Genomic DNA, 13,984 nt, shown 5'->3' on the forward strand with positions numbered 1-13,984 from the left:
AAGGATTTATCCCCAAGGAAAAAGGCACACGCGGCAGACATGCCAAAGGGAAGGCAGGGAATTTGGCCGAACGGTTTCAGCAATACAAAACCGCCATTCTGGCCTTTCTTCGTGATGTCCAAATTCCATTTGACAATAATCAGGCAGAACGTGATATTCGAATGGTCAAGGTGAAAACCAAAGTATCCGGCACTTTTCGTACCATGCTGGGAGCAACGCAGTTTGCACGCATTCGATCCGTCGTCTCCACGCTCCTCAAACAAAACCTTTCCGTCCTCAAATCCCTCTCACTCGCCATTCACGGGCAGTTTCAGTTCTAGCTCACCTAAGTAGTAACCACATTTGCAGGTATTTCATCCGGTACCGTCGGTCGGCAGAAAAAGCATGTATAATTGCAGGTTTTGGGGCCTGCAAGCCACCGAGAAGCTCCGGCATTCCGAGTGTGCGCTCAGCTGCCCATCACTCGCCGTCAAATTATACTTTCTTATATGGTTAAAAAGGGGAGACAGCTTCGCGCGTTTCGAGCCAGGCACGCGCCCGGTGTACGATCCATTCGCTGATCTGCGGATGGGGCAGCAGGGCGCTCTCGGCATAGTCGATGTCCTGCCCCGCGAGTCGGTTAGGCACGGCCGAAGAGGTGAAGTACCCTTCGCTCAGGAAAACGGGCACCGCGAGCAGCCGCGCCTCCGGATGCTTCGCCCGCAAACCCGCGATCCGCGCCGCCGTCTCTTCCGGCCGCAGCAGCGCGGCGTCCGCGCCCGCAAAGCCGCCGATGCGCGCGAGCTCCGCCGCCAGCCCCTCCAGCTCCCGGCGCCATGCCTCGTAAAACCAGGGCTCGTCGCTGCCGTGCCCGATGAGCAGCACGCACTCCGCCGCGGGCTCGCGCGACCGCGCGCCGAGCGTGTCCGCCAGCACGCGGGCGATCTCCGGATCGCTGCCGATCGGCTGGCCGTACGTGAGCCGCGCCGTCACCTCGACCGGCTCCAGATCCGTTTCGCGCCGCGGCTGTGCATAAGCGCCGAGCGCCCAGCCGATCTCGTCGACATGCGTGCTGCCCGACGAGACGAACAGCGGCAGCGCGTAAATGTCGGTCACGCCCTGCGCCTCCAGCGCGCGCACGCCGTCCTGCATCAGCCGGCCTTCGACCAGCTCCAGGTACGAAGCCGCGACCGGCAGGTCCGCCGGCAGCTTCGACCTCGCCTCGGCGACGGCTGCTTCCACCTGCGCCACCCAGCCCGGCTCGCGGGAGCCGTGGCTGATGACCAGCACGCCTGGCCGAACCTCCGCGCTCGCCCCGCTGTCCGCTCTGTTTCCCGCCTCCGACGGCGCTCTACATTTTCCAAAAACCTGATCCTGCATCCCGTTCGCCGACTGCTCTTCAACGCCGCTTGCCCGATCCTGCACCTGCTCTTGCATCCCGCTTGCCCGATCCTGCACCTGCTCTTGCATCCCGCTCGCCCAATCATGCATCCCGTTATCCACCTGCTCTTGCATCCCGTTCGCCCGAACCTGCATTCCGTTCTCCGACTGCTCTTGCACACCGTTCGCCCGATCCTGCATCCCGTTCCGTGCCTCCCGCCCCCGACGCTGTTCCTTCCATGCTATCCAACGCCGCAGGCGGTGTCAACGGTGGGATCCTGCGAGCTGGCTGGGGCAGAAGAACGCTTCAACAGCGTTCATTCCCCTCCCACATCCTCAAACCCGATATACTGCGGCAGCTTCTCGAACTCGCTTCCCTCGAGCCCGCCGTTGTCGTAGATCCCGAGCTTCCAGGCGCCCTCCGGCACCGCCGTGCCCGCCGGAATCTCGAAGTAACGGCTCTCGCCCTCTACTACGTCGACCGCCGAGCCCATCGGCTGCCGCCATTCGTCCACGAAGAAGAGCGCTGCGCCGTAATCCGGGAACCGCGGCTTCACGAGCACCGTGCCGCCAAGCTTGCCTGCCTCCGCATCCGTGTCGACGAACAGCGGATCCGGATCGCCGCCGACCGGCACCCAGGACGCCGCAGACTTGCCGCTGTCGCGTACCGCATAGATCGCAACGCTGCTCACGTCCTTAAGCGGAAATTCCGGCAGCGTCACGCGATATGCCTTGCCGTCGAACGGATAGTCGTTGGTCACGTCGGCGATCGGTTGAAGCGGCACGCCGTTCGCGTCGGCGCTGTACACGACGTAGTTCACTGCATGTGCGCTGTCTGCGTCGTACCAGCTGAGCTCGCCGGATACGCGCGTCTTGCCGCCGGAGAGGACCGGCTTGAAGTGAATATCAGACACAGGCGAAATGGTAGAATTTACATCGCCTGGATTGACCCAGCTCGCCGCTTCGTTCCGGATATCGTCGTACGTTTGCGCGGTCGCGCTGGCGCTGTATTCGAAAACGCCGCCGTCCCGGTAAGGCACGACCTTCACTTCGCCGAGAATGTTGAGATTGTTCAGCGGGAGCTTGTAGCGGCCGGACGACGATTTGACCACTTTCTCCGTACCGCCCGGATATTCGATCTGGTAGCCGTCGTAGTCCGTGCCGTCCTCCGGATCCTTCCAGGTGATCGCCGGCCACGCGCTTGTGTAGGGATTCGCGTCTATGTAAGTCAGTTCTCCTACCAGGTACGCCGGATAATCCCGCAGAGACGCCTTCGCGACCGGCACGGCTGCGGACTTGCCGTTGTCCGAGGCGTTAAACACGCCCAGCGCCGCCGCTTTGCCCGTCACCTTCGTACCGTCCGGAATGATGAACGCATGCCGCTCAGGCGCGTATTTGCCGATCGCCTTTCCGTAGCGCTTGCCTTTATCGTCCAGCAGATAGGCCTCGTAGCTCGCCGCCGATTGTCCGCCCTCGTTCAAATATAAAATGCCGCCGATCGCTCCCGCCTGCTCGTCCTTGTCCTGGAAGGAAGCCGTCGCGACCGGCGTCGCCTGCGCAGCCTCCGTCTTCCCCGCTGACGCAGCCTGCGCGGATCCGGCGGACAGCCCGACCGACCCAGTGATCATGAACCCCAAGAGAGCGATGCCGATGGCTCGAAATTTCCGATACATGTGCTTCCCCCTAGATAATAGTCTGAGATAGATAATAGTCTGTAACTCCGGCTTGCAACCTGTCTTGATGCTGGCAGAATACCGTCTTTGACAAATGTATTAAACCGATTTCTCCGGCTTAAATCTGAGATTTTTATCAAAAAGAAAGCGCCCGCCCCAGGGGCAAGCGCTTCGTATCAATGTCGGACAACTCGCTCGCAGAGCCTAACTTAGCGCACAGCAGCACTTTTCTCATCTGCGCCAGCAACCCGGCCGGACTGGCTCACGACCGTATCCCGGTACGTGGCGATCAGCCCGCCCTGCGCGTCCGTTGCGAACAGCACAGACCGTTCGCTCGGCACGGTGAAGCGGTAGCTTGTCTCCCCGTCCCTGATCGCGACTTCGCAGTCGGCGCCGGATTCCGAGATGAAGATATACAAGCTTCCGTGTTTAAAAGTCAGTTTCGTGCCATAAACGCCCGGGTGGTCGCCGCCTTCTTCCCACGCCATTGCGCCGATTCCCGCCTGCGCCTCTTGCAGCGCGGCCGCGTACAAAGCTTGCAGCGTATCCGTGCGTTCGTTCAGCTCGAGCGGCAGCGGACACCAGAGCAGCTTGCCAGCGCCGAGCGGTCGTACGAGCAGCTCATTGGTCTGACTCCAGCCGTTGCCGTCCGCGTCAGGCACGACCTCTTTGTTCAGCTGGCCGATCTTGCGGTCGCCGAAGGAAGCGCGGTACGTGCGGCCTGCGATCCGCACTTGTTCCTCGCGCGACAGGTTGGTCAGCCGATAGGCTGCGCCTACCGCCTCGGCGGCCCTCGAAGTCGGCTTCCAATAGGCGTCGAGACCGATCGGACCGGTGAACAGCAGGGTGCCGCCGTGCATCTCGACATGCCCGAGCAGCTGCGTCAGCGCTTCGTCGCTGAAGCTGTGCGCGCTCGGCACGATGATGAGCCGAGGCTTGTCGGCGGACAGCGAATCGAGATGCAGCTCGCTGATGCCGTAGAACGGCACCTTCATATCGTAAGCCAGCACGTGCGTGAGGCTTTGCGTCGCTTCGCAGGCGAACCTGCGGCTCGAGAAGTCGTTCGTATACGGGAAAACGACGGCGATGTCCGCTAGCTCGCGATCCTCGAACAGGTCCGCGATGCTTCCGATGAAACGGCCGAAGTCGTACGATACGTCCGCCTCCGGCTTCTCGGTGCCGTCCGCCCGCAGCGCGCCGATGTTGGATTCGCACACGTTATCCATGTAATAATTCGTGTTCCACAGCCAATGCACGGCGCCGGCGCTGCCGCCCGCGAAGGCATAAGCGTACTTGCGCTCCAAAAGGTTCCGCAGCTCCTCCTCCGTCCGCTTGGCGCGATTGTCGGGCATTTCCACGTACATGATGCCCGTTTCCTGGATGAGCGTCGGCTTGCCCGGATCTTTGCCGAACAGGCCGTCCCACAGCAGCTGATCGTTGAGCCACCACGTATGCACGTTGGTGTAATCGACGCTCTGCGCATACATGAACGGCGACGGCCGCGGTCCTCTGCCGAGCGCCTCGTCTTGTCCGACGGTGACTAGATGTCCCGGGACGAGCGTCCGGATCGTCGCGCTCAGCGCCTCGACCCAGCGGTTGTGCATGTCCATCGTGAACAGCGTATAGTCGAGCCAGCGTCCGTTTTTCTTGAGGCGCTTGATGTCGTGAATGTCAAAAGCAATATCGATCTGCTCCGGCGGCTCCGCGGATGCGAAGTCGGGCAGCTCGGCCTGCGTCATGTTCCAGCGCGCCTGCAGCCGGTCGATCGTACCGTGCCGCTCTTGCAGCCACTGGCCGAACGCCTGCCGCTCGAACTTGTCGTGCACCGCGCGGGGACCCGTGAAGATCCGCGTCGGGTCGAAAAGCGAGGGCTCGTTGATCAGGTCCCACTGCACGTTCGACGTGTCTTTGTGCCGGGAGACGATGGCTGCAATGAAGCGTTTCTGCGCCTGAACGCTGCGCGGATCCAGGTACGGATTGCGTCCCTCCCATGCCTCCGGCGCGAACGCAAAAAACGTGAAGGTCACTTCCAGACCATGCCGCGCCGCCGTCAATATAAACGCGTCGATCGCGCGCAGCTGCTCCTCGGAGGCATGCCCGTCCTCGAACATCAGGTGCCGCCAGGCGCTCCACATGCCGGTGCGGATCCAGTTGATGCCGGCCCGCTTCATCGTCGCCATCTCGCGATCCCAGATCGCGGGGTTCGGCAGGTTAATGAACTTGCGGCCCGTATCCGACGCCATATAAGTCATCCCGACTACGGGAAAAGGCTTGCCGTCCTTGATGAAATAATCCCGGCCGGCTGCCAGCGGAGACCCGCGCCGCAGCAGCTCCCGGTCGTAGCACCAGAAGCCCTGGTGCAGCAGGCGCCGCTCGCCCGAGGCGGACACGGCTTCGCAGGCGATCGCGTAGCTGCCCGGTTCGAGCAACATCGGCGCGACGAAGTTCACGTATGCGATCTCGCTCCCCGCCGTCAGGTCCAGCTCCTCGAGCCAGAGCGCATCAACGGCGGACATCGCAGCCGATGCGTCCGAACTCGCCGCGGTCGCCGTATCGTGCGCACCGGATTCATTCTGCCCGGCTGCATCCACAGCTCCCGCAGCTTCCCGCTCATGCGCCGCAACCTCCCGCTCCGACGCCGGCTCCGCCCGCTTGCGCAGCGAGATCCGCAGGCGCCAGTCCTCCGGCTCGCGCACCGTGCCGCTCGCCGGCGTGATCCGCTGCGCCTGCACGGTGAGGTGCGGCGTTTCGCCCGCGTGATACGCCGCGTAGCTCGGCTTGAGCCACAGCTCGGTCACGCCGGCTTCGCAGTAGGCCGCCCAGCGGATCAGCGCGGCAGCGCCGCCGCCGGACCAGAAGCGCGCCGTCAGCCGCTGGTTCGCCAGCAGCCACCTGCCGCCGGCGAAGTCGCCGCGGAAGTGCTCGAGCAGCACGACCGGCGCGGTCACCTCGCGGCCTTCGGCGCTGACGCCGACGAGCAGCGGCTGGATGCGGGCGTTCATCGGCCCGGAGGAGCCGGTCGCCTGGTTCAACTGATCGCGCTCATGCGTCACATGCAGCACGAGGCCGTACGTTTCGCCGATACCGAACAACCCTTCGCTGCCCGCCAGCAGCGGGCGCTCCGGATTGTGCCGCAGCGAGACTGAGCGTGTCCCGTCCGCGACCAGCGCCTCGTGGATATGGATCTCCTGATGGTAGGCCGTCATCTCGGGCTCGGCGACCCAGCCGTCCGCCGTCAGGCCGACCGGCCGCTTGAACGGCGCTCCGCCCGCATGCACCCAGCCTTTGCCCATTCGGAGATGTCGGGAGATCGCCGGCCAGGCATCCCTCGGAAAATACGGCCCGTGCAGATGTACAAACGTCCCCGCATCCTCCGCTTCCAATGCCCCGGCCAATCCCGCCGCATCGACGATCTTGCAGTCGCGCCGAAGCTCGCTCAGTACCGCTTCGTCCGGCGCCGCTCCCTCATAGGGGAACTGCGCGTCGTAAAAGATAATCGTTGCCATGTGGCACGCTCCTTTAAACTTGAAATCGTTTTCCTTCCCTTGACGCCCATGTTATCGTTATAATGATTGAATATCGTTATAATGTTTGAACCCGCGTTCGTTGAACGAGATTGATGCAGGGAGCGATGCCGATGTTGAACTTTACGGACAAGCGAGCTTTCGTTTCTCGCATGCGCCTGAACTGGAGTCATTTTAAATCCAAGCTGCTCTTAAAATACACGCTCTCTTACATCCTCATCTTCCTGATCCCGCTGACCGGCGTGACGGCTTCCGTATATGAGAGCGCCGTTCGCAGCCTCCGTACCGAGATCGAGCAATCCAACCTCAATCAGCTGGGTCAAGTCAAGCGGACCTTGGACGGCCGCATCGCAGAGCTGCAGGACATTGCCGGACGGATTACCTACGACGAGCATCTGACCTCTTACATGGTGCATCACGACTACTACGGGATGGAAGCGATTCAGACGCTGGCGAACTATAAGGCGAGCAGCAGCATTTTGCAGGATCTCTTTCTGTACTTCCGCGACGATTCCGTCGTCTACTCCTATCGCGGGCTGATGAATCTCGACGTGGCATTCGGGAGCACCTACCAGTTCAGCCAGACGAGCAGGCAGGAGCTGACGCGCGAGATGAACACCGCGATCCAGCCGATCATGCGTCCTGCCGAGCAGGTTACGATCAACGCCCGCCAGGAGACGATGCTGACGCTGCTCGTGCCGATCAAGCCGAACAACCCGTTTCCGTACGGCACGGTCGTCTATCTGATGAAGGAATCCAATCTGACGGGCATGATGTCTTCGATCTTGAACGACTTTTCCGGCAGCAGCTACATTTTCGACGCGCAGGGCAACAAGCTGACGGGCACCAGCAGCGGGGAAACGATGGACCGGGTCGGACTGAACCGGATCGCGTCGCTGTCGACCGGCATTCACAGCTTGACGTTGGACGGCAAGCAGCAATCCGTCGTGGCGGTGAAGTCCGAGACCAACGGCTGGACCTACGTGACGACGATGCCGAGCCACCAGTTTTTCAGCCGGGTCGCGCATATCAAGTCGCTGATCCTGATCGTCTTCTGCCTTGTCGGTCTCATCGGCATCGCGGCGGCTATGGTGCTGGCCAGAAGGCAGTATCACCCGATCAAGAACCTGATGGAATTCGTCAAACTCAGAAGCACCGGCACCGCCGAGGCGACGGACAGCCGCAACGAGTGGGACTGGATCCGCCACACGATTCACGAGTACAGCGCGCGGGCCGATATGCAGCAGCCATACGTACGCAATCAATGCTTGCTCTTGCTCCTGAAGCACGGCAAGCCCGAGGATCCGGAGATCGAGCGGCTCGTGCAAAGCGCGGGCCTGGAGCTGGCGCCGGGTAAAAGCTTATGCTTCTCCGTCATCCTCACCTGGGAGGAGCTGCCCGATCCTGCGTCTTCGCGCGCGATTGTGGCGCAGCTGGCCGAGCGGTTCCGCGAGGCAAAGTTCCCGGAGCTGGGGGCGAGCGCCTACGGCGTAGACCTATCGCCGTCGGAGCGGTTCGCGTTGATGGTCAGCCTGAGCGCCGAAGGCGATCAGCCGGTGCAGGAACGCGTCGAGCAGGTTGTCGGCGCCGTGCTGTCGCATATCGGCGACGCGCTGCGGCAGCAGCTCTCGCTTGGCGTCGGCACGCCGTACGGCAGCCTGGGCGAGCTGAACCAGTCATTTATCGAGGCGGCGACGGCACTGCAATTCCGCCTGATGGGCGAGCAGGGCCGCGTCACCTACTTCGAGCGGCTGGCTCAGCAGGAGCACGCTTCGGGCGACGCGTTCTGGCTGCCCAAGAAGTCGATGCTGAAGCTCGAGCAGAGCCTCAAGCAGGGCAACGAGGCGGTCGCCGCGCAGACGATTCAAGGCCTCGTGGAAGAGATCCGCGGCGTGAAGCTGTCCGTTTCCCTGCTCCGCTGCGTCTGCTTCGATCTGCTCAACGCCTTGCTGCGCACCGCGTCGGAGTACGGCATGACGGGCGTGATGAACAACATTCCCGGCTTCACGTCGTTCGAGACGCTCGAGGAGCTCGAGAGCCAGCTAATCGAGCTGTCGGCGTTAATCTGCCGCCAGGTCGAGCGCAATACCGAGACCGAGCAGCAGTCGCTCATCGAGAACATCGTCGAGTACGTGGACAGCCAGTACGCCGACTACACGCTCAGCCTCGAGCATATCGCGCTCAAGTACTCCATATCGACCTCGTACCTGAGCCGCAGCTTCAAAGAAAAGATCGGCATGACCTTCTCCCAGTACATCTGGCGGCTTCGCACGGACGAGGTGATGCGCCAGCTGGTCACCACGAGCGCACCGCTCAAGGAGATCATCGAGCGGGTCGGCTACCTCGACGCGCCGAACTTCATCCGCAAGTTCAAAAACGAGACCGGCTACACCCCCGGCCAGTACCGCAAGCTGTACGCGCAGGTGAACGTTCCCGCCGAGTAAGCATGTGCCGGATAGCAGCTTCCGGCGCATAGCGGCAGGCCATGCCGCTATCTCCCCCGTTGCGAGCGCGGGAAGGCGCATTAGCGGCAGCACGTGCCGCTATCTCACCGTTGCGAGCGCGGGAAGGCGCATAGCGGCAATCCATGCCGCTATCTCCCCCGTTGCGAGCGCGGGAAGGCGCATTAGCGGCAGCCCGTGCCGCTATCTCCCCGTTGCGAGCGCGGGAAGGCGCATTAGCGGCAGCCCGTGCCGCTATTCCCCCGTTGCAAGCGCGAGTAGGCCCGTTAGTGACAATCCGTGCCGCTATCTCCCCCGCTGCGAGCATGAAAATGGTACCTTTGCGGCAATGAGTTCCGCTATTCTTCCGCAGCATACGTGCCAAAGTTACTTTAAAGGAAATAGGTTCCGCTATCCCGCCACAGTGAGGGTTATAAGGTAGCTTAGCGGAAATGAGTTCCGCTATGCCTCCGCAGTATGCGTGCCAAAGTTACCTTAAAGAAAATAAGTTCCGCTATCCCGCCACAGCGAGCGTGCAAGAGACACCTTAGCGGAAATGAGTTCCGCTATGCCTCCGCAGTATGCGTGCCAAAGTTACCTTAAAGGAAATAAGTTCCGCTATCCCACCACAGCGAGGTATTCCACCTACTAGATTCCACTCCGGGCTTCGTTACCCGGTCTTTCCAGCTATCTCGGCTCCAACATACTAACTTCGGCTCCGATAGCCGGTTTTTCCGGCTATCTCGGCCCTAAGCAAACTAGCTTCTGCCCCGTTAACCGGTTCTTTCCGGCTAACTCTTCACCGTCAGCGACCCGGTCTGATACGCCTCCGAGCTCGGACCGACGCGGATGAGGAACTCGCCGTCTTCGACGACGCGCGTCAGGCTCGGGCCGACCATCTCGAGCTGTTCGCGACCGACGGCGAACGTCACGGTCCGGCTCTCGCCCGGTTCGAGCCATAGCTTGCGGAACGCCTTCAGCGCGATCTCCGGCCGCGTGACGGAGCAGGCGACATCCGTGACGTACAGCTGCGCCACCTCCGCTCCCGCACGCCCGCCAGCATTACGAACGGTCACGCTCACCTCGGCGGTGTCGTCCGGTCCGATCACGGCTGGCGAGATCCGCAAGTCCTCGTACTTGAACGACGTATAGCTCAGCCCGTACCCGAACGGATACCGGGCTTTAAAGTCGTCCTCCAGATAGCGCTTGCCCCGCGTACGACGCTTGTAGTAGTACGCCGGCAGCTGGCCGACATGCTTGGGCAGGCTGATCGTCAGCCGCCCGGACGGATTCACGTCGCCGAACAAAATGTCGGCGACGGCATGTCCGCCCTCCTGGCCGGGATACCACGCCTCCACGATCGCGGCGGCATGTTCCTCGATCCAGGGCTCCGCGATCGGCCGGCCGTTGATGTACACGACGATGACCGGTTTGCCCAGCTTGTGCACCTCCTGCATCAGCTCCAGCTGTACGCCTTGCAGGTTTAGCGTAGACCGGTCGATGCCCTCGCCGCATTCCATGTCGCTCCAGGCATGGTCCGTGACGACCGAGGCGCCGGTCGCCAGATCGATGCTCCCCTCGCCGAAGTCGCGCGCGCTTGAGCCGCCGACGACCATCACCACCACATCGGCCTGCTCCGCAACGGACAGCGCGTGCGCGAAGCCTTCGCGCTCGTCGCTACGGATGCGACAGCCCGGTGCGTACAGCACCCGATCTTCGCCGCCATCCTCCCGCACCTGATTTTCGCCGTCATCCCTCAGCACTCCGTTTTCGCCCTCAACGCCAAGCCCCCAACCTTCGCCGTCTTCCCCCAGCGCCTTCCGAATCCCGTCCAGCACCGTCACGATCCGTCCCGGCGGCTGCGGCGACGTATAGTCGCCGAGCTGGTTGTACGGCGCGTTCGCGTTCGGCCCGATGACCCCGAGCTTGCTTTTGCCCCGCTTGTCCAGCGGCAGGATGCCGCCTTCGTTTTTGAGCAGCACGATGCCCTCGCTAGCCAACCGGCGCGCCAGCTCACGGTGCGGCTCGGATCCGATCGCCTGCTTGGCAAGCACCGGATCCACGTAAGGCCGCTCGAACAGGCCCAGCTCGAACTTAAGCGCAAGCACCCGCGACACGGCCAGGTCGAGCTCCTCCGTACCTACCATGCCCTGCTCCAGCGCCGCCTCCAGGTACGAGCGGAACATTTCGCCCGACATCTCCATGTCGATGCCCGCCCCGAGCGCCTGCGCCACTGCTTCTTCTCCGTTTGCCGCCGTGTTGTGACCCTTGACCAGCATCCCGAGCGCGCCGCAGTCGGTAATGACGAAGCCGTCGAACCCCCACTGATCGCGCAATATGTCCTGCAGCAGGTGGCTGCTGGTCGTGCAGGGCACACCGTCGATCTCGTTGTAGGCCGTCATCACCGAGCGGGCGCCCGCCTCCACCGCCTTGCGGAACGGCAGCAGGTCGACCTCATGCAGCTCGCGCGGCCCCATATGCACGGCGGCCGAGTTGCGGCCTCCCTCCGAGCTGCCGTAGGCGGCAAAATGCTTAAGCGTCGCCAAGATGCTGTCCGCCGCGTCGAGCCGGTCGCCCTGAAGTCCGCGTACCGCCCGCACGCCGAACTCGGATACGAGGTACGGGTCCTCGCTGAAGCATTCCTCCGTGCGTCCCCATCTCGGATCGCGCACCACGTCAAGCACCGGCGAATACGTTGCCGCCCCGCCTTGACTGCGCGTCTCCAGCGCGACGGCGCGGCACATCTCCTCGTACAGGTCCAGGTTCCACGTGCTGCCGATGCTGAGCGGAACCGGGAATACCGTCGCGCCGATCGCCATATGGCCGTGCGAGCACTCCTCGCCGAACAGGATCGGAATGCCAAGCCTGGTCTCCTCGATCGCATAGCGCTGAATCTCGTTCACCGCGGCTGCGCCCTCCTCGGGAGACAAGCCCGTCGCGAGCGTGACGCCCGTCCACGGATCGGCGCGCAGCGTCCCGTACAGGGACCCGACGCCGCCTTCCGCCAGCTGCGACTTGAACGTCTCGGTCAGCTCGATGCCGCCGTCCGCCCGCTTACTGTAGCTGTGCCAGCCGAAGGGCTGCAGCAGCTGGCCTATTTTCTCCGCCGTCGTCATGCGCGCCAGCAGGTCTTCGACTCGCTCTTTCACCGGCAGGCCGGCCTCTTTATACCTCACGTTAATCGCACCTCGTTCGCATCCATAATGCCGCGCTGATTTTCCTTGTAAAAAAAATTCTCCGCATCGGCGAGCGACGACGGAGAATCGTTGAAGCTGTCAGGCCGGGAGACAGACGGAAGACAGAGGGCAGACGGAAAGCCGTCCGCCGGGCTAGCGGCAGCCTGCCCTTCCATCCGCCATCTTCCCCAGCCTCTTAGTTAGAAGCCCAACGGTCGTACGCGCCCTGATAGATCTTCGCCATCTTCTCGGCGCCCATCTTCTTCAGCGTGTCTACGTATTTGTCCCAGTTGCTCAGCGGCTCGGCGCCGGTGATGAACTTGGCTTCCATCTGGTTGACGTACGTATTGAGGTCGGACGTCAGGCTGTTGACCTGCGTCTGCTCGTCGGACGTGAGGAACAGCGTCGGGAACGGCGGACGCGCGCCTTGATCGAGCAGCTTCGTCTGCGTTTCCTTGGCGACCCAGATCTCGAAGTCGCCCTTCAATCCTTTTTCGATATCGTCCGTGTTGATCGTCGGCGCCGGGATGCCGTAGTTCGGCGTCAGCGTCGAGCGGTACTTCTCGCGGTCGGTGCCGCCGTCCGGGATCGGCAGGTATTCCTTCGTGCGGGTCGCTTCGTCCGTGTACTTCCACAGGATGCCTTCCGGCCCCTTGTTGAACAGCAGCGCGCCTTCATACGAATACAGGTAATCGACCCAGCGCATCGACGCTTCGGGGGACGGGTTCGTGCTCGAGATCGCGAACGCGCCCGGCGTGATGCCGGCATTCGCCGCGATTGCCGGCTTGTCGACCATGTCGCTTTTCACCGGCGCGTACATCGGATCGTTCGTCGAAGGGTCGCCGCCCAGGGACATATAAGCGTTCCAGTTGGCGAACATGCCGACCTGGTTGTTCTGTACCTTCGCCTTCTTCTGTTCGTCCGTCTGCGAGAAGCTCTCGTGATCCAGCAGCTCCTCGTTCCACAGGCGGTTCATGAACGTCACATACTGCTTGAAGCCCTCTTCCAGCGGCGTGTAATGCACTTTCTTGCTGTCGTCGACGTAGATCGTGTCCTCATACACCCCGAACGAGCCCAGGATCCAGGTGCGGATGTCGCGCAGGTTGACATCTCTGGCGTTGCTCGCCGTCAGCGGGATTTCGTCGGCCTTGCCGTTGCCGTTCGGATCCTCGGTTTTGACGCGCTTCAGATAGGTATACAGCTCTTCCGTCGTGGTCGGCAGCTTCGTGATGTTCAGCGCCTTCAGGAAATCGCCGTTGTACCAGATCGGGTTGCGATACCAGTGCTGGCTCATCTCGATGACCGGCAGCGCGTAGATATGGCCGTCCGGCGCGGTGATCGATTTGCGCACTTCCGGATTCTCCTCCAGTACCTTCTTGAAGTTCGGCGCATACTCGTCGATCAGATTCTCCAGCGGAATCAGGATGCCCTGCTCGCCGTAGTTGATCTGCTCGGCCGTCGTCAGCCCGGAGGCATAGAACATGTCCGGATAGTCGCCGCTCGCGAACACGAGGTTTTTCTTCGTATCGAAGCTGTCCTTGGGCGCGTTGCGGAAGTCGAGCTTGATGTTGCTCTGCTCGGCCATGATGTCGAGAACCTTCATCTTTTTCCAGTCCTGGTCGCCCGTATCAGGCGCCATCAGCGTCAGCGTCATCGGCTCGCTTACGATCGGAAAGCCTTCTTTGTTTACGGTGGCGCTTGCCGATTCTTTTTTCTCGTTCGAGGCGCAGCCGGCCAGCAGGCCGACTCCGATTGACGCCGCGAGCAGCAGCTTGCCTGTTTTTGCGTACGATCCCATGGATGAACCCTCC

The 13,984-nt window shown here is 62.2% G+C and carries 8 protein-coding genes; 2 read left to right on the forward strand and 6 right to left on the reverse strand.

Annotated elements, in window-relative coordinates:
• Nucleotides 1-320 (forward strand): IS66 family transposase (locus ACFOTD_RS23085; protein WP_378121993.1); only part of this gene is annotated, 320 nt, incomplete at its 5' end.
• A 172-nt stretch (nucleotides 321-492) separates the two neighbouring features.
• Here the strand turns inward: ACFOTD_RS23085 and ACFOTD_RS23090 are convergent.
• From ACFOTD_RS23090 to ACFOTD_RS23100, 3 genes are all read right to left on the reverse strand, one after another.
• Nucleotides 493-1,560 carry a sirohydrochlorin chelatase gene (locus ACFOTD_RS23090; RefSeq protein WP_378122292.1) on the reverse strand — a complete coding sequence of 356 codons (1,068 nt, stop codon included), beginning with the start codon at nucleotides 1,558-1,560 and terminating at the stop codon, nucleotides 493-495.
• A gap of 116 nt (nucleotides 1,561-1,676) precedes the next feature.
• Entirely contained in the window at nucleotides 1,677-3,032 is a 1,356-nt protein-coding gene (locus ACFOTD_RS23095; protein WP_378122293.1) for a hypothetical protein, read from the reverse strand.
• 209 nt (nucleotides 3,033-3,241) lie between these two features.
• Entirely contained in the window at nucleotides 3,242-6,538 is a 3,297-nt protein-coding gene (locus ACFOTD_RS23100) for a beta-galactosidase (protein WP_378122294.1), read from the reverse strand.
• A gap of 131 nt (nucleotides 6,539-6,669) precedes the next feature.
• Here ACFOTD_RS23100 and ACFOTD_RS23105 point away from each other — a divergent pair, with 131 nt between their 5' ends.
• The gene (locus tag ACFOTD_RS23105; RefSeq protein WP_378122295.1) at nucleotides 6,670-9,000 is read left to right on the forward strand and encodes a helix-turn-helix domain-containing protein; all 2,331 of its coding nucleotides are present in this window, start codon (nucleotides 6,670-6,672) and stop codon (nucleotides 8,998-9,000) included.
• A 788-nt stretch (nucleotides 9,001-9,788) separates the two neighbouring features.
• Here the strand turns inward: ACFOTD_RS23105 and ACFOTD_RS23110 are convergent.
• Genes ACFOTD_RS23110 through ACFOTD_RS23120 form a run of 3 tightly spaced genes read right to left on the reverse strand, consistent with a single transcriptional unit; the run spans nucleotide 9,789 to nucleotide 13,971 of the window.
• The gene (locus tag ACFOTD_RS23110; RefSeq protein ID WP_378122296.1) at nucleotides 9,789-12,173 is read right to left on the reverse strand and encodes a glycoside hydrolase family 3 N-terminal domain-containing protein; all 2,385 of its coding nucleotides are present in this window, start codon (nucleotides 12,171-12,173) and stop codon (nucleotides 9,789-9,791) included.
• On the reverse strand, nucleotides 12,170-12,349 hold the full coding sequence (locus ACFOTD_RS23115) for a hypothetical protein (RefSeq protein ID WP_378122297.1): 180 nt from the start codon (nucleotides 12,347-12,349) through the stop codon (nucleotides 12,170-12,172). Before ACFOTD_RS23115 ends, ACFOTD_RS23110 begins: the two co-directional genes overlap by 4 nt.
• A gap of 20 nt (nucleotides 12,350-12,369) precedes the next feature.
• Nucleotides 12,370-13,971, reverse strand: coding sequence for an extracellular solute-binding protein (locus ACFOTD_RS23120; RefSeq protein WP_378122298.1), 1,602 nt, complete (start codon nucleotides 13,969-13,971; stop codon nucleotides 12,370-12,372).
• Nucleotides 13,972-13,984: the final 13 nt, after the last annotated feature.

Origin of the sequence: Cohnella sp. GCM10012308 (assembly GCF_042649185.1) — a bacterium.
In the GTDB taxonomy this organism is placed as follows: Bacteria; Bacillota; Bacilli; order Paenibacillales; family Paenibacillaceae; genus Cohnella.

Bases quoted from the DNA above. Each gene is read 5' to 3' on its own strand.
- ACFOTD_RS23090 (WP_378122292.1), bottom strand. From the start codon at position 1,560: ATGCAGGATCGGGCGAACGGTGTGCAAGAGCAGTCGGAGAACGGAATG.
- ACFOTD_RS23095 (WP_378122293.1), bottom strand. From the start codon at position 3,032: ATGTATCGGAAATTTCGAGCCATCGGCATCGCTCTCTTGGGGTTCATG.
- ACFOTD_RS23100 (WP_378122294.1), bottom strand. From the start codon at position 6,538: ATGGCAACGATTATCTTTTACGACGCGCAGTTCCCCTATGAGGGAGCG.
- ACFOTD_RS23105 (WP_378122295.1), top strand. From the start codon at position 6,670: ATGTTGAACTTTACGGACAAGCGAGCTTTCGTTTCTCGCATGCGCCTG.
- ACFOTD_RS23115 (WP_378122297.1), bottom strand. From the start codon at position 12,349: ATGGAAGGGCAGGCTGCCGCTAGCCCGGCGGACGGCTTTCCGTCTGCC.
- ACFOTD_RS23120 (WP_378122298.1), bottom strand. From the start codon at position 13,971: ATGGGATCGTACGCAAAAACAGGCAAGCTGCTGCTCGCGGCGTCAATC.